Here is a 14,982-nt window from a genome sequence, read left to right on the forward strand (position 1 = left end):
GCTCTTGTCAATAGGATTTATTGATCTATATCAGTCTTTTAAATTTTAAAAGACTGATAATTGCATTTGAAATACACATTTTCATTATTTGTATTGATAATGACAAACAAATAGCAGGGAGCAGTGTATGAAACTAAATAAACTTGTCGCCGTAATTGGTATGACCTTTGCCTTGTCAGCCCAGGCCAATAGCCTACCCGTCATCGATGCCGTTCTGACTTCCCCCCCTTTAGTGCCGCCACCTATTGAGCGCGATCATGCCGCTAAAGTGGTGGTAAAAATGGAAACCGTAGAAAAGGTAATGGAAATTGCCGATGGCGTTGAATATATGTTTTGGACCTTTGGTGGCTCGGTACCCGGACAATTTCTACGTATTCGCGAGGGAGATGAAGTTGAATTTCATCTGTCTAACCACCCCAGCTCTAAAATGCCGCACAACATAGACTTACACGCCGTTAACGGCCCAGGTGGTGGCGCCGCTGCCTCTTTTACCGCCCCAGGACACACCTCAGTTTTTAACTTTAAAGCACTGCACCCAGGGTTATATGTTTATCACTGTGCCACCGCCCCTGTGGGCATGCATATTGCTAACGGCATGTATGGCTTGGTGCTAGTGGAGCCAAAAGAAGGCTTGCCGCCGGTTGATCGTGAGTACTACGCCATGCAAGGCGACTTTTATACTAAGGGCGCGTATGGCGAGCAAGGTTTTCAGTCTTTTGACATGGATAAAGCCATTAAAGAAGATGCCGACTATGTATTATTTAACGGCGCGGTTGGCGCATTAACAGGCGAGCAATCGTTGAAAGCAAATGTAGGTGAAACCGTGCGTTTATATATGGGTAACGGTGGCCCTAACTTAGCATCGAGCTTCCATGTAATTGGGGAGATTTTCGATAAGGTAAGCGTAGACGGTGCGTCTCTTGAAAACCAAAACGTACAAACCACACTGATCCCTGCTGGTGGCGCTGTAGCAGCCGAGTTTAAGCTGGATGTGCCAGGCAACTACATTATGGTTGACCACTCTATCTTTCGTGCCTTTAACAAAGGGGCATTGGGCATGATTAACGTGGAAGGCTCTGAAGATGCCACCATTTATTCGGGTAAAGTGGCAGATAATGTTTACTTGCCAGAAGGTTCAGCGGTACAAAGTATTTATGAAGAGCGGCCTAAGCTGGTGGCTAATAGCAAAGCGGATCGCATGCTGTATGGTAAGCGTGTTTATGAGGCTAACTGTCAGGCCTGTCACCAAGCAGACGGGGCCGGTATTCCAGGCGCTTTCCCGCCCTTGGCTAACTCTGACTTCTTAAATGATGATCCAACTCGCGCCATAGACGTAGTGGTACACGGCTTGAAAGGCCCAATTAAAGTAAATGGCAAAGCCTTTGACAGTATTATGCCGGCCATGAGCTTGTCTGATGAAGACACGGCAAACGCCTTAACCTATGTGCTTAATAGCTGGGATAATAACGGCACCGTTATTAGCACAGAAGAGGTCGCTAAGCGCCGTGAAGAAGGCAAAACTATCATTATGGAAGGGAGCGCTCACTAATGATAATATCGGTACTGTTGCTTAGCTTAACGGCACTACCAAGCGCAAGCGCAGTGCCTGCTACCTTTGTTGCTAATATGGTCGAACTTCCCTCTGGGGAGGTTCGACCTCTTTATCTAACCAAAGACAGCCCTTTTACCCCTGTGGCATCTTTTTGGATAGACACCTTGCCGGTCACAAATAAAGAATTTGCTGACTTTGTGCAACAACATTCAGCCTGGCGTGCCGAGCAGATCCCTGCTTTGTTTGCCGAGGCACAATATTTAAGCCATTGGCCAGCCGGTGGCCCAACTCCACAACAAGCAGCACAACCAGTTACCTATGTGTCTTGGTTTGCTGCCGATGCCTATTGCCGAGCGCAAGAAAAGCGGCTTCCCAGTGTATCGGAATGGGAGTATGTGGCTCAGGCTTCTGAGCACAGCGCTAATGGCCTTAATGACCCTGAATTTACGCAGCGTATTCTTGCTTGGTATGCACGCCCTGCTACAGCAGAGCTAGCCAAGGTAGGCCAAGGCATAGCCAATTTTTGGCAAGTGCACGATATGCACGGGCTAGTATGGGAGTGGACACAAAATTTTAACTCAGCATTAGTCACTGGTGAGTCACGCGGTGACAGTGCATTAGATCAAGGCTTATTTTGTGGATCTGCGGCGTCTGGCAGTGCCGACCCGTCAGACTATGCCGCTTTTATGCGTTATGGTTTTCGCTCTAGCTTAAAAGCGCCTTACACCTTAAGAAATTTAGGCTTTAGGTGCGCTTACAGCCCAGAGGAGATTTTAAAATGATGAAAATGTTATCCGCCCTATTATTACTCGCCGCAGTTAACGTGCAAGCCGCCCTGCCCGGCGATTCAATTTATCAACTCAATAGCCAATGGCAAGACCGAAAAGGCCACTCGCTCAATCTGCCTGAGTTAGCGGGCAAAAAACAAATTATTGCGCTTATTTATACCGACTGTATTACTGCTTGTCCGGTGATTGTAGCAGACATGAAGTCTATTCAAGATGCGCTAACTCCCGAGCAACAAGCAAAGCTTGGGTTTGTATTAGTGTCATTAACGCCTGCCCGCGATACACCCAAGATTATGCGCCACTTCGCCAAAAAGAGAGTGTTAGACGAGCATTGGACACTATTAAGCGGTGATGACGACAAGGTGCGCACTTTAGCCATGGCATTAAATATTCAATATATGGGGCTGCCCGATGGCGAAGTCGCCCACTCTAATGCCATTACCGTATTAGATGAACAAGGCCGCCTACAACTACAACAAGTAGGCTTACCCAAAGGGCCCGAGGCGTTAATTAAGAAGATGTTTGATTAAAGACCCCTTTGGGGAGCTTTCAGCTTTCAGCGGTCAGAACAAACAAGGGCAAAACCTAAACCAACATCGAGCACCAAGCTGAAAAACAAGCGATACGTCTTACGCCAACCCCTTCGGGGGAGCTGTCAGCGATAAGCCGTAAGCTGTCAGTTAAAAAACAAGCGATACGTCTTACGCTGTACGCCTTACGTTAAGAACAATACGGTTTTGCTTTTTCGTATAGCGTTCAGCGTATAGCGTATCGCGTACGGCTGCCTGTCAGCGGTTGGCGTATCGCGTACGGCTAAAGAGTTGTGCCTTGTTATTCTTTTTCTAACTCTGCAATGCGTGCTTGTAGCTCGAGGATGTGTGCTTTTAAGTCGTTCACCTGTGTCAGCAGTGCCTGATTATCTTGGGCATTGCCGGTGTCGACATACTGTTCATAATCGGTATCACAAAATAAATGCCCATAGCGGGCGTCTCGTTTTCTCGGGAGCTTGGCCAATTTAACCACATAGGGGCCTTTGCTGATCAAGCTTTGCAGACTGTCTTCCACGGCCGCTACATCAGAAAACTGATATAAGCGTGAGGTGCGACTGCGTAACTCACCGGGTGTTTGTGGGCCACGCAGCAATAATTCGCAAATAATGGCTAACTCAGCGGCGTTAAACTGCAAGTCACCAAATTCAGTATTACAAAATCGATGTTGGTACTTAGCGGTGCGAGCATTAAAGTCGGCACAATTATTGACTTGATGGCGAGCGATTAACGAGTCTAGTGCCACTTGTAATTCCGCTTCCGTTAGGCTGAGCACAGGAAAGCGATTACTTTTTTGATTACAAGCATTAAGCAGTGACTTGAGTGAAAGTGGATACACTTCAGGTGTTGAAACCTGCTTTTCAATTAAACAGCCAATAACACGTTGTTCTAATACCGAAAGCACTTCCATACCCAGACTCCTCTCTTTTTAACTCCAGCCTACAGTACAACCCCTGAAACACCAACAGATACCTAGGTTTACGCCACTATGGTCACGGCTCTTAACTCAACCATTCGTTTGATTACAGTTGAAAAAAACATTAAATTAACATACTTTCAACATCTCTTTACTAAGGCCTGACAACAAAGTCAGTCTCCCAGTACAACGAAAAGTATAGGCTAAGGCAACTAAAGCAGTCTGTAGTCATAATATACGCGGCTAATTTATAAGTCGTTTTTGAGCAGATTATTACTAAAGGATCTAGTTGTATGCAAATAGCTCACAAAGTTGGCATTACTGCCGCCGCAGTACTGCTGCTAACGGTCAGCATTTTATCATGGATGCAACTCTCGCAAGTACGAAATGCCCTGCGCAGTCAAACTTCGGCAGCAATTACTGAAACCAGCTCGGCCTTAGCAAGACAAATAGAAAACTGGCTGAACTCTAAGCTTAAACTCGTTGACATGATGGCCCAAAATATTAATAGCCAATATAGCTTGGAGCAAGTGCAGCAGGTGTTCGACATACCGCTATTAAAAGAAGAGTTTTTACTGGTGTTTGGCGGACTAGAAAGTCAGAACGGGCGCAGTATTGGCAATGATCCTAATTGGAATCCTCTTAACTGGGATGCACGACAACGCCCTTGGTATACTCTGGCACAACAAGCAAATAGCGCAGTACTCACTGAACCCTATGAAGACTCAGCCACTGGGGATATTCTCATTTCAGTCGTTTCCGCCATTCGCACCAAAGGACAGTTTCAAGGGGCCTTTGGTGGTGATATCAGCCTACAATCGGTGTCAGAAGCGATTAACCTTGTCGACTTTAACAGCGCCGGCTATGCCTTTTTGGTTGCCGAAAGCGGTAATATTATTTCTCATCCCAATGCTGAATTAAATGGGCAACCACTCGATACTTTATTTGAAGGAACGAGCCCCGCACTGACGCCAGATATCAACAATTATTCATTAGCAGGCCAAGCTCACTGGGTCTCTTTTACACCACTAACGAACCTAAAAGGTGAAAAGTGGTACGTTGGCGTGATATTGAACGAAGCCATAGTGATGGCCAAAGCCGACAACCTGCAGTGGCAAACCTTACTTATTTCAGCACTTGGGGGGCTGATTAGCTTAATATTGTTAGTTTTACTCGTAAGTCGCTTACTTAAGCCTCTCCGCGGACTACATCAGTCATTGGTGAATATTAACAGCGGTCAAGGTGACCTCACTAAACGACTCCCCATTTTACGCCAAGACGATTTTGGCCTTGTCGCTAATGAATTCAACGGCTTTTTAGGCCATTTACAAATACTCATCGGCGAAGTGATGGATAGCTCTCACAAACTAAAAGCCAGCATTAATGACACTTCGGAGCAATCGATGCAGGCTGAAAATCAGCTACAGGAACAGCTACAAGAGCTTGATCAGCTAGCAACCGCCATGCATGAAATGGCGTCTACCGCCAGCGAAGTTGCTCAGAACGCCCAGCACGCAGCCGAAGCTGCTAACGCTGCCAATCTAGAAACAGAACAGGGTTCAATTGTTGTTTCTCGTTCAACACAGGCAATAGAGCGACTGGCCTCAGACATGGAAGACACCATGATATCGGTGAATGAGTTGGCACAGCTGAGCCATAACATAGAGTCAATTTTGTCCGTAATCACAGGCATTGCCGAGCAAACAAATCTGCTAGCGCTGAATGCGGCCATTGAAGCCGCTCGAGCTGGAGAGTCCGGCCGTGGCTTTGCCGTGGTGGCCGATGAGGTCCGCTCGCTGGCTTCTCGCACTCAGCACTCGACTCAAGAAATAGGCGATATGATAGAGCAACTACAAAACGGCGTTAAGCTTGCAGAAAATAAGATGAAGCAAAGCCAAGAACTAGCGGCACAAACATCGGTTGATGCCAGCGAAGCTAACGAAGTGTTGGCCCGCATTCGCGAGGCCATTACCCGTATCAACGACATGAATCTACAAATTGCAACCGCAGCAGAAGAACAAAGCGCCACCAGCGAAGAAATCAATCAAAACACCACTAACATTCGTGATATTAGCCAGCATGTGGCCAGTGGTGCCGTGGCACAGGTAAAACATTGCCAAGCCATGCTCGGGCAGATGCAGCACCAAAACAAGCTGCTAGGCCAGTTCAAGGTATAAGTGAGCTCTAATCTCAGCTCAACGTTAAAGGCGCCAACAAACCGGCGCCTTTTTCTTTCTTCAACAAAGCGGCATACTGAGTTTAGCGTCATAATGAGGAGACAAATATGTTAATAGAACCGAGCAAAGCAGCCTTAATGGTAATTGATGTACAAGAAAAGCTAGCGCCAGCCATTGCCGATAGCGCGCAACTAACAGCACGCATTCAATGGTTAATTGGCGCCTGCCAAATACTCAAGACGCCGACCATTTTTACTGAGCAGTATCCAAAAGGGCTGGGCCATACTTTGCCTGCGTTACTGAGCACTGTGGAGCAACCAGAAGTTGTTGAAAAAACACATTTCTCTGTAGTGGCGGCTAATTGTCTGCCCGCCCAGTGGCAGCGCTATGAACAAGTGATAGTAACAGGCATGGAAGCGCACGTTTGCGTATTACAAACGGTGTTAGAGCTATTAAAAGCCGGCAAAGAGGTGTTTGTGGTCGCTGATGCAGTGGGCAGCCGTAGTGAGCAAAATCGTCAATTAGGTTTAGAGCGTATGCGTAACGCCGGTGCACAGATTGTTAGCCGAGAAATGGTGGTATTTGAGTTATTGCAACAAGCTGGCACCGAGCAGTTTAAAACCATCAGCAAACAGTTTTTGCGCGGTGAACAGCCTTAAATTCAGGGAATGGGGAATGGGGAATAGCATTTCCACTCCCTAATCACTCGCCCCCAACGCCAAGCCCTTGGTTTGTTCTGACAGCTGAAAGCTTACCGCTGACGGCTATTTTTTATGCTTTCTTATCCCACACACCTTCTTCTAGTTGGCTGTGCAACTCAGGGTATTTAGTGGCATCGAAACTGGGTATTTTACCCAGTTTACGCTGGTCGTTGTAATCTCGCGCTAACTTCACGGCTACGCCAGAAAGCAACAAAATAGCCACTAAATTGGTTAACGCCATCAATCCCATAGAAACATCAGCCATGGCCCAAATCGTGGGTAGCTCGCCAATGGAGCCAAACATCACCATGGCTAAGACAAACAGCCTAAAGATAAGTAGTCCTTTTTTGCTGTCTTGCTCTAAGAAAACCAAGTTGTTTTCGGCATACGCGTAATTGGCCACTATGCTAGTAAAGGCAAAAAACAAAATGGCAATCGCAATAAAAATACTGCCCCACTCACCCACTTCATGAGATAACGCCCGTTGCGTAAGTTCGATACCGGTCACACCAGAGCCTGGCTCAAATTGCCCCGAGAGCAAAATAATAGAAGCGGTACAGGTACAAATAACTAGCGTGTCAATAAACACACCCAACATTTGTACATACCCTTGAGATGCAGGGTGTGGCGGATAAGGCGAGGCTGAGGCAGCAGCATTAGGTGCCGACCCCATACCGGCTTCATTAGAAAAAAGACCACGCTTTATACCATTCATTAATGCTTGAGAAATAGCATAACCAATGGCGCCTCCTCCTGCTTGCTCTAATCCCAGAGCTGATTTAATAATCAATAATAATACGCCAGGCAGTTCGGTGATATTCATTAATACCACCACAAAAGCAATCACAAAATAAGCCAGCGCCATAACGGGCACCACTAACTCAGCAAAACGCGCTATCGCTCTTAACCCACCAAAAATAATAAGGCCAGCGCCTAGCACCAATATGCCACCCGTTGCCCACTCAGGTATGCCAAAAGCCACATCCATAGCAGCACTAATGGAGTTGGCTTGCACCGCGTTAAATACCAAACCAAACGCCACAATTAAGAAGATGGCAAATAGCACCCCCATCCAGCGCATGCCTAAGCCTTTTTCCATATAGTAAGCAGGGCCACCGCGATAATTCCCCTGCCCATCTTTAACTTTATATAGTTGCGCCAGCGCACTTTCGGCAAAGGCAGTCGACATGCCGATAAGTGCAATTAACCACATCCAAAAAATGGCTCCGGGCCCACCTAAGTACAAAGCAACAGCCACCCCAGCCAAGTTCCCCGTACCCACACGTGCCGCCAAGCTGGTGCACAATGCTTGAAAAGAGGAAATGCCGGCGGCATCTGAACGTCGGCTGTGTTTGAGTACCGCAAACATGTGACCAAAATGGCGAAATTGGATAAAGCCCAGCCGAATGGTAAAAAAGACGCCAGCCCCCAGTAACAGATAGACCAGCAGGCTTCCCCATAGCAGGTTGTTGATAAAGAAAATGGTGGTGTCCATAAATAAAATTCCGCTTGAGAGAAGTAATAAATTAACTGAGATAGCCGTGGCCAGTGCGCATAGACGATACCAGCCGACTAACATTCACGCCTTGATAATAAACCATCGCCCACCATAAAAACGGCCATGGCCTGTTTTTTTCATTATTTACTGACTAAAACGCGACTCGGGTCAGAAGCTTGGCTTTATTTTACTGGGTCAAATAAGAGATACTGTGCACCGTTTATACAGACTCAAGCCAAGGATCCTGATAATGACCGATATACTCTCGCAATTACGCACCCTGACCACAGTGGTTGCCGACACGGGTGATATTGAAGCAATTCGCAAATATCAGCCACAAGACGCCACGACCAACCCTTCGTTAATTTTGAAGGCAGCCCAAATTCCTGAGTATCAACCCCTGTTAGCTCAAGCGGTAGACTGGGCAAAAAATCAAAGTAGCGATACCAGCCAACAGCTGATGGAGGCCTCCGATAAGCTGGCGGTGAGCATTGGTTGTGAAATTTTAAAGCTGATCCCGGGTCGAATTTCTACTGAAGTAGATGCGCGTTTATCTTTTAATACTGAAGCCAGTATCAGCAAAGCGCGCCAATTAGTGGCGTTATACCAAGAGGCAGGCGTAGGCCGTGAGCGTATTTTAATTAAACTGGCCGCCACTTGGGAAGGCATTCGCGCCGCTGAAGTGCTAGAAAAAGAAGGCATTAACTGTAACCTAACCTTGCTATTTAGCTTTGCCCAAGCCCGTGCTTGTGCCGAAGCCGGTGCTTACTTGATCTCACCTTTTGTGGGGCGCATTCTTGATTGGTATAAGCAAAATACCGATCAAAAAGAATACACGGCCGAGCAAGATCCAGGCGTAATATCAGTTACGGATATTTATAATTACTACAAAGCTCATGGCTATAACACAGTGGTAATGGGTGCCAGCTTCCGTAATACCGGAGAAATTATTGCGCTGGCCGGCTGCGACCGCCTAACTATTGGCCCTAACTTGTTAGAAGAGCTTAGCCAAACTCACGGCGAGTTAGCGGTTAAATTACAAGATACAGGCACCACAGAAACCCGCCCCACCCCCATGACAGAAGCCGAGTTTCGTTGGGAGCATAATCAAGATGCCATGGCGACCGAGAAGCTGGCCGAAGGCATTCGCAACTTCGCCATCGATCAAAATAAACTCGAAACCATGCTAACGGCTATGCTGGAAAAATAAAACATAGCGGCCAGCGCCCAGCAGCAAAGCATAACAACGAGACGCCGGCAAGACAGTTGACCGTTCTCTTGAAGCTGGGCGCAGTAATGTGTTTAAACTGACAGCTGAAAGCTGACCGCTTAAAGCTTTCTTTTTGATGCTGATCACTGTTCTGTCACCGCAATGTAATCCTCCTCTTCTATTCTTGATCTCGTCATGCTAAATCTAAATTGAACTACCGGTTAATAACTCAGAAACTAACAGGAGAGCCCTATGGAAAGGAGCAGCTTCAGTCAGGAATTTGTGGTTAAACGGTCTCCGCGTTTTAATGCGCGAGAGGCAGCTAAAATTGGTCAGTGGCGAAGAATAGAAGCAATATTAGACGAACAACGTCTACAACAAGAATTACGGCAATTTGACGATATAGAAGGATAATCAACACAAAGCGCTGCTTTTAAGGCTGAAAGCTGGGATAAAACCTGGCTTTCAGCCTTTTATTTTTAACCTTCCCAGCCAAATTTGGCGCTACTGATGATTTTGGTGCACAATTGGCTTTCTTTTTAATAATAAGGGCTTATCTATGCAGCTACGTGTGATTGGTGTGGGCTTGTTGGCCTTAGCATTATCGGGTTGTGCTAATAACTGGGGGTTTGATAGTAATGTCTCGCCAGAGGGCATTAAAGACTATTACAAAGGCGATGGCGTTACCTTATACAGCAAAGCCGAATTAGACGGTGTTAATTACGTCACTTTAGGCTCTATTGAAGGCGAAGCCTGTCAAATAGCCGCCCAAGATGCGCCACCGAAAGATGCTGATGCCCGTGCCGATGTACGCCGTCGTGCCGCCGACATGGGCGCCAACGGTTTATTGTTAGACAGCTGTGTTCGTTTTAATGATATGCCCGGCTGTTTAGAGCAAGTGCTGTGCAGTGGCCAAGCAATTAAGGTTGCTGACTAATGGCAGACACGCCCCCTGAAACACAACACACAGTGCTGGATACCATAGGTATTATTCGCTCTCCTTATAAAGAGAAATTTGCAGTACCGCGCCAGCCAGGCTTAGTGACCTCTGCAACCGCACGCCTAGAAATGGTCGCGCCTTATAATGAGCCCAGTGCCTTTAAAGGCTTGGGCGAGTTTAGTCATTTATGGTTGATGTTTGTGTTTCACCAAACTCAAGATAAAGGCTGGAATCCAACGGTGCGTCCTCCTCGTTTGGGGGGCAATGAACGTGTTGGCGTATTTGCCACCCGCTCAACTTTTAGGCCCAACCCAATAGGCTTGTCTGTGGTGCGCCTGCTTGATATGTGTAAAGACGGTAACAAGGTGTGGCTAGAATTAGGCGGCGTTGATTTAGTTGACGGCACCCCAGTGGTGGATATTAAGCCGTATTTACCTTGGGTAGATGGTGTGCAAGGCGCCCACGGTGGCTTTGCTCCCGCCCCACCAGATTTGGGCATGGAGGTGCGCTTTACCCCTGAGGCAGAGCTTGCCTGTGCTCACTCACACACTGCTAATTTACAGCGGTTTATTAGCGAAGTACTAATGCAAGACCCTCGCCCCGCCTATAAGCGCAAGCAGCAAGAGTGGCAGCAATATGGGGTGCGTTTATATGATTATAATGTACGCTTTGAGGTTTTTGGCCAGCTCACCCGCGTGCTCAGCATAGAGCCGAGTGAGTAAGCGCCTTGGGTCGAATTCATTCGACCAAGAAAGCGCGGTACGTTTTAACCTGACCGCTGAAAGCTGAGCTTATCGCCATACGTTAAAGAAACAGCGGTTTGGTTTTTTCGTATAGCGGTCGGCGTAAGGCGTATGGCTGCCTGCTAAACAACCGTGTGTAGGGGCGAATTCATTCGACCTGTTTTAAGCCGTGCTGCTCAGTACCAAACTGTTTTCTTCTTCTGCTCTTGTGCTTGCCCTGCTACAATTACCGCCTTTCGGTTTTTAGCTCACCATTAGCGACAACGCTATAATGGTTTTTAGCACAATAAGGTTCTAGCACATGCGCACCAGTCAATATTTGCTTTCCACTCTTAAAGAAACTCCTAGCGATGCAGAGGTGATCAGTCACCAACTTATGTTGCGCGCAGGCATGATCCGCCGGTTGGCCTCTGGCCTTTACACTTGGTTGCCTAGCGGTCTGCGAGTATTGAATAAGGTTGCCGCCATTGTGCGCGAAGAAATGAATCGTGCAGGTGCGGTAGAAATGATGATGCCAGTAGTACAGCCTGCTGAGTTATGGCATGAAACCGGCCGTTGGGACAAGTTTGGCCCTGAATTGCTACGCATTAAAGACAGACACGACCGTGGTTTTGTATTAGGCCCCACCCACGAGGAAGTGATTACCTCAGTGGTGCGCAACGAAATCTCGTCGTATAAGCAACTGCCACTAAATTTATATCAGGTACAAACTAAGTTTCGGGATGAAGTGCGCCCCCGTTTTGGTGTAATGCGCTCTCGTGAGTTTATTATGAAAGATGCTTACTCTTTTCATACTTCTCAAGAAAGCCTAGAGCAAACGTACCAAGAAATGTACCAAGCTTATAGCCGTATTTTTGAGCGCATGGGACTGACCTTTAGAGCCGTATTAGCTGATACCGGCGCCATTGGTGGCAGTGCGTCTCACGAGTTTCATGTGTTAGCCGACAGCGGTGAAGACGATATTGTATTTTCTAGCGAGTCTGATTATGCCGCTAATATTGAAAAGGCCGAGGCCGTTTCTATTAAGCAAGCCGCCGATGCGCCAACCCAAGAGATGATCTTGGTAGACACGCCCAATGCCAAAACCATTAATGAGTTAGTTGAGCAGTTTGAACTTAATGTTGAACAAACCGTTAAAACCTTATTTGTGCACGCAGCCGAAGATCAAGCGGCTGCACTGGTGGCGTTAGTCGTGCGCGGCGATCATGAGCTAAATGAAGTAAAAGCCGAGCACTTAGCCCAAGTGGCCAGCCCACTAACTTTTGCTACCGATGCTGAAATTCGTGAATTAGTAGGTGCAGGACCAGGGTCACTTGGCCCAGTAAAACTCACTGTGCCAGTGGTAGTAGACAGCGCTGTAGCAGTCATGAGCGACTTTGCAGCAGGTGCTAATATTGAAGGTAAGCACTACTTTGGCATTAACTGGGGTCGCGACCTTGAGCTGCCAGAAGTGGCTGACTTACGCAATGTGCAAGAGGGTGATCCTAGCCCTTGTGGTAAAGGCGTATTGCACATTAAACGCGGCATTGAAGTGGGTCATATTTTTCAGCTGGGTAATAATTATTCTAGCAAGATGAACGCCACTGTACTTAATGAGCAAGGCAAGGCCACCATTTTAGAAATGGGCTGCTACGGCATTGGTGTATCACGCATTGTGGCGGCTGCTATTGAGCAAAACCACGATAATCGCGGCATTATCTGGCCCGACGCCATCGCGCCTTTCCAAGTAGCTATTATTCCGATGAATATGCACAAGTCTGATGCTGTTAAAGCGCAGGCTGAGGCGTTATACAATGAGCTAACCGCCGCCGGCATTGAGGTTATCTTTGATGATCGCAAAGAGCGCCCGGGGGTGATGTTTGCCGATATGGAGCTGTTAGGCGTGCCTCATACGGTAATTATTGGTGATCGCAGCTTAGAAAAAGGCGTAGTGGAATATAAAACTCGCCGTGAAGGTGAAAAGCAAGAAGTGGCCATCGCCGACATGGCGCAGCAACTTATTAGCGCACTAACAAAGTGAAAACAGTGCTAAAACAGTGTGACTAGTGATCGGGGAATAGGGATTGGGAAATGCTATTCCCCACTCCCTGCTTTTAACCCCTAACCCCTAATCACTATTCCCCAACCACCAATCCCTGCTTTTAATCCCTAATCACTAATCCCCAGTCCCTGCTTTTTATCATTCCCTATTCCTTATTGGCATGGCGCTTAGCAACGTCTTATACTGGCTGAAAAAGGGAGTGATACATGACAGAGGATGAGAATAACTCCTGCGCTTTAGTGCTAACAGGTGGGGGGGCACGGGCGGCGTATCAGGTAGGTGTATTAAAGGCGATTTCTGAGTGCTTCCCTCGTGGCCAAGCGATCCCGTTTCCAATTCTAAGTGGCACCTCTGCCGGAGCCATTAATGCGACCGCTTTAGCTTGTTACGCCTCTTGCTTTCATTTGGGTGTACGTAAATTAGAGTATGTATGGCGACACCTTAAAACAGATGATGTGCTGCGCTTACAGCTTAGCAAGGTCATTAGCCACTCCCTTAAAAGCTTACTGTGTGGAATTATAGGCAAGCCTAGCCAAATCGCTTTGCCACTGTTCGATAATAGCCCGTTAGAGCGCTTGCTAGAAAAGGTGATTGATTTTCCGCGCATCGATAATAATTTGCTCTACGGTGCGCTAGAAGTGCTGGCCATTACCGCCTCTAACTATAACACCGGTGACTCCACCACCTTTTATCAGGGGCGCCCCTATCATCAACCTTGGGCCAGAGCCGGCCGCTCTGGGCGTTCTGCCATTATTGCCCCACCGCATTTAATGGCCAGCAGCGCCCTGCCCTTTATTTTTAAACCCTGTTTATTACAAAACCACCATTATGGCGATGGCTCTATTCACCAGATAAATCCGCTGAGCCCGGCCATTCATTTAGGCGCTAAACGTATTTTAATTATTAGCTTAGGGCCAGACGATGTCGACTCTGATACGCTTCCCAGCGATCCGAGTAGCTCTGACATTGCTGGTCACTTATTAGATACCATATTTACTGACGCGCTAACCTCAGATATAGAACGATTACAGCGCATTAATAACACCATTAAACTGGTGCCCGAGCGCAAACGTGAGCAGTTGGCATTACGCCATATTGATAACTTAGTACTTAAACCCAGTAAAAACTTAGATGAGCTGACCCATAAGCACTTTCATAAGCTACCGTACAACATTCGAGCTTTATTACGCTTATTTGGAGTTAATGCGGGGGATGCCACCGGTCTTGCCAGCTTTTTACTGTTTGAAAAAGATTATTGCCGCGAGCTAATTGATTTGGGCTATCAAGACACCCAAGCCCGACTAGATGAAGTGTGTAAATTTTTAAATGTACCGACGAAGTAAGAGATAACGCCAACCCCTTCGGGAAGCTGTCAGCCGTAAGCTTTCAGCTGTCAGTTAAAGAAAAAGCCTTTCTGCTTCGCAGAATCCACAGCTAAAGCGAGGAACTACAGACACCCCAGGGTTTGGGTCATTGCGAGCGCAGCGTGGCAATCCATTCTAAACCAAGGCTATACGTCTAGCGCTGTACGCCTTACGTTAAGCTTTTGTTTTTTCGTATCGCGCTCGGCGTAAAGCGTATGGCTGTCTATACGATGGATTGCCGTGTCGCTGCGCTCCTCGCAATGACGACGAAGTAAAGCGATACGCCTGGCGCTGTACGCCTTACGTTAAAAAATCCAATCGTGTGTAGGGTCGAATTCATTCGACCAAAAGAGAGCAGTACGTTTACGCTGACCGCCCAGGGCAAGAGCATGAAAAAAGTCGTTAATTCAACAAGCTAGCAGTCATTAATTTAATCTAGTATCTTTCTTTTTATTGGCGGATATGATCAGATAACACTCTTTATATATTGAGAGTTCGCCATGA

Annotated in this window: 13 protein-coding genes; 11 read left to right on the forward strand and 2 right to left on the reverse strand. The window is 47.2% G+C overall.

The window, feature by feature from the left end; translation table 11 throughout:
- Positions 1 to 127 precede the first annotated feature (127 nt).
- The 3 genes from nirK to J3U76_RS10600 are packed head-to-tail and all read left to right on the forward strand — an operon-like array spanning position 128 to position 2,870.
- Positions 128 to 1,549, forward strand: coding sequence for a copper-containing nitrite reductase (gene nirK / locus J3U76_RS10590; RefSeq protein ID WP_208005934.1), 1,422 nt, complete (start codon positions 128 to 130; stop codon positions 1,547 to 1,549).
- A complete protein-coding gene (locus J3U76_RS10595; protein WP_243454200.1) occupies positions 1,549 to 2,334 on the forward strand; it encodes a formylglycine-generating enzyme family protein in 786 nt (261 codons plus the stop codon). Before nirK ends, J3U76_RS10595 begins: the two co-directional genes overlap by 1 nt.
- Positions 2,331 to 2,870, forward strand: coding sequence for an SCO family protein (locus J3U76_RS10600; protein ID WP_208005935.1), 540 nt, complete (start codon positions 2,331 to 2,333; stop codon positions 2,868 to 2,870). Before J3U76_RS10595 ends, J3U76_RS10600 begins: the two co-directional genes overlap by 4 nt.
- Before the next feature lie 301 nt (positions 2,871 to 3,171).
- Here J3U76_RS10600 and J3U76_RS10605 read toward each other — a convergent pair whose 3' ends face one another.
- A complete protein-coding gene (locus J3U76_RS10605) occupies positions 3,172 to 3,798 on the reverse strand; it encodes a YceH family protein (protein ID WP_208005936.1) in 627 nt (208 codons plus the stop codon).
- A 299-nt stretch (positions 3,799 to 4,097) separates the two neighbouring features.
- On the opposite strand from J3U76_RS10605, the gene J3U76_RS10610 reads away from it, so the two are divergent.
- Both J3U76_RS10610 and J3U76_RS10615 read left to right on the forward strand, forming a co-directional pair.
- Positions 4,098 to 5,981: a methyl-accepting chemotaxis protein gene (locus J3U76_RS10610; RefSeq protein WP_208005937.1), complete on the forward strand. Its 1,884-nt coding sequence runs from the start codon at positions 4,098 to 4,100 to the stop codon at positions 5,979 to 5,981.
- A 107-nt stretch (positions 5,982 to 6,088) separates the two neighbouring features.
- On the forward strand, positions 6,089 to 6,640 hold the full coding sequence (locus J3U76_RS10615) for a hydrolase (protein ID WP_208005938.1): 552 nt from the start codon (positions 6,089 to 6,091) through the stop codon (positions 6,638 to 6,640).
- Positions 6,641 to 6,752: 112 nt separating this feature from the next.
- On the opposite strand, the gene J3U76_RS10620 is transcribed toward J3U76_RS10615, so the two are convergent.
- The gene (locus J3U76_RS10620) at positions 6,753 to 8,177 is read right to left on the reverse strand and encodes an alanine/glycine:cation symporter family protein (protein ID WP_208005939.1); all 1,425 of its coding nucleotides are present in this window, start codon (positions 8,175 to 8,177) and stop codon (positions 6,753 to 6,755) included.
- A gap of 253 nt (positions 8,178 to 8,430) precedes the next feature.
- Here J3U76_RS10620 and tal point away from each other — a divergent pair, with 253 nt between their 5' ends.
- The 6 genes from tal (at position 8,431) to J3U76_RS10650 (ending at position 14,457) form a co-directional block, all read left to right on the forward strand.
- Positions 8,431 to 9,390 carry a transaldolase gene (gene tal, locus J3U76_RS10625; RefSeq protein ID WP_208005940.1) on the forward strand — a complete coding sequence of 320 codons (960 nt, stop codon included), beginning with the start codon at positions 8,431 to 8,433 and terminating at the stop codon, positions 9,388 to 9,390.
- 252 nt (positions 9,391 to 9,642) lie between these two features.
- A complete protein-coding gene (locus tag J3U76_RS10630) occupies positions 9,643 to 9,804 on the forward strand; it encodes a DUF3545 family protein (RefSeq protein WP_208005941.1) in 162 nt (53 codons plus the stop codon).
- A gap of 145 nt (positions 9,805 to 9,949) precedes the next feature.
- Complete coding sequence (gene rcsF, locus J3U76_RS10635) at positions 9,950 to 10,327, forward strand: Rcs stress response system protein RcsF (protein WP_243454201.1); 378 nt, start codon at positions 9,950 to 9,952, stop codon at positions 10,325 to 10,327.
- Positions 10,327 to 11,052, forward strand: a complete 726-nt coding sequence (gene tsaA, locus J3U76_RS10640) for a tRNA (N6-threonylcarbamoyladenosine(37)-N6)-methyltransferase TrmO (protein ID WP_208005942.1) — start codon at positions 10,327 to 10,329, stop codon at positions 11,050 to 11,052. The genes rcsF and tsaA overlap by 1 nt, the downstream gene beginning before the upstream one ends.
- Positions 11,053 to 11,374: 322 nt before the next feature.
- Positions 11,375 to 13,093, forward strand: coding sequence for a proline--tRNA ligase (locus J3U76_RS10645; RefSeq protein ID WP_208005943.1), 1,719 nt, complete (start codon positions 11,375 to 11,377; stop codon positions 13,091 to 13,093).
- Positions 13,094 to 13,320: 227 nt separating this feature from the next.
- The gene (locus J3U76_RS10650; protein ID WP_208005944.1) at positions 13,321 to 14,457 is read left to right on the forward strand and encodes a patatin-like phospholipase family protein; all 1,137 of its coding nucleotides are present in this window, start codon (positions 13,321 to 13,323) and stop codon (positions 14,455 to 14,457) included.
- Positions 14,458 to 14,982 lie beyond the last annotated feature (525 nt).

Source organism: Oceanisphaera pacifica, from assembly GCF_017498065.1.
GTDB lineage: Bacteria > Pseudomonadota > Gammaproteobacteria > Enterobacterales > Aeromonadaceae > Oceanimonas > Oceanimonas pacifica.

Coding starts and splice junctions, on each gene's coding strand:
- nirK (WP_208005934.1), top strand. CDS start 128: ATGAAACTAAATAAACTTGTCGCCGTAATTGGTATGACCTTTGCCTTG.
- J3U76_RS10595 (WP_243454200.1), top strand. CDS start 1,549: ATGATAATATCGGTACTGTTGCTTAGCTTAACGGCACTACCAAGCGCA.
- J3U76_RS10600 (WP_208005935.1), top strand. CDS start 2,331: ATGATGAAAATGTTATCCGCCCTATTATTACTCGCCGCAGTTAACGTG.
- J3U76_RS10605 (WP_208005936.1), bottom strand. CDS start 3,798: ATGGAAGTGCTTTCGGTATTAGAACAACGTGTTATTGGCTGTTTAATT.
- J3U76_RS10610 (WP_208005937.1), top strand. CDS start 4,098: ATGCAAATAGCTCACAAAGTTGGCATTACTGCCGCCGCAGTACTGCTG.
- J3U76_RS10615 (WP_208005938.1), top strand. CDS start 6,089: ATGTTAATAGAACCGAGCAAAGCAGCCTTAATGGTAATTGATGTACAA.
- J3U76_RS10620 (WP_208005939.1), bottom strand. CDS start 8,177: ATGGACACCACCATTTTCTTTATCAACAACCTGCTATGGGGAAGCCTG.
- tal (WP_208005940.1), top strand. CDS start 8,431: ATGACCGATATACTCTCGCAATTACGCACCCTGACCACAGTGGTTGCC.
- J3U76_RS10630 (WP_208005941.1), top strand. CDS start 9,643: ATGGAAAGGAGCAGCTTCAGTCAGGAATTTGTGGTTAAACGGTCTCCG.
- rcsF (WP_243454201.1), top strand. CDS start 9,950: ATGCAGCTACGTGTGATTGGTGTGGGCTTGTTGGCCTTAGCATTATCG.
- tsaA (WP_208005942.1), top strand. CDS start 10,327: ATGGCAGACACGCCCCCTGAAACACAACACACAGTGCTGGATACCATA.
- J3U76_RS10645 (WP_208005943.1), top strand. CDS start 11,375: ATGCGCACCAGTCAATATTTGCTTTCCACTCTTAAAGAAACTCCTAGC.
- J3U76_RS10650 (WP_208005944.1), top strand. CDS start 13,321: ATGACAGAGGATGAGAATAACTCCTGCGCTTTAGTGCTAACAGGTGGG.